The organism is Ensifer sp. 2TAB8, from assembly GCF_052115125.1.
Classification (GTDB): Bacteria; Pseudomonadota; Alphaproteobacteria; order Rhizobiales; family Rhizobiaceae; genus Ensifer.
In genome coordinates this window covers 1-564 of the sequence record NZ_JBFRGB010000084.1, presented here as the reverse complement: position 1 = coordinate 564, position 564 = coordinate 1, and the positions used below count along the sequence as shown (strand labels likewise).

The 564-nt window shown below is 64.4% G+C and carries 1 protein-coding gene; it reads left to right on the top strand.

What is annotated here, in order from left to right; translation table 11 throughout:
- Positions 1-564, top strand: a 564-nt coding sequence (locus AB4Z53_RS35445; protein ID WP_441600112.1) for an Ig-like domain-containing protein, incomplete at both ends; no start/stop codon positions are given.

Genomic DNA, 564 nt, shown 5'->3' with positions numbered 1-564 from the left:
ATCCTGACGGCGACGGGTCCGCGCGGCGTTCTGTTCACGGTGACCGTGACGAATGCGGCRACGGGTGCCTATACGGTCGARCTGAAGGACAATGTGCTGCATACGGCCGGTCCGAACGGCGAGGACACCGTCTCGGTCGGCCTCGGCTACACCGTGACGGACGCCGACAGCTCGGTTGCCAACGGCACGCTGACGGTCAACTTCAACGACGATGCGCCTTTGGCTTCGAACGAAGCCGGCGGGTCTGTTGCTGAAGGCACGACGATTGCCGGTTCGTTCGACTTTGCGGCTGGTGCGGATGGTGCAACGCTGACGCAGATCAATGGRGCTGCTGTCGGTGCGTTCGACGCGGTCAGCGGCTGGTCTGGATGGATCGACGTCGGTGCAGGCGAGATCCGGGTGAAGGCGGACGGCAGCTACGAGTTCAAGGCGGATGCTGCGACGGTCGGCGCATCTGTTCCGRTCACCGGCAACTACACGGTGACGGACGGCGACGGTGACACGTCGACGGCAAACTTCGGCTTCTCGGTGACGGATGCCAACAAGCCGACRGGCGGTGTGGCG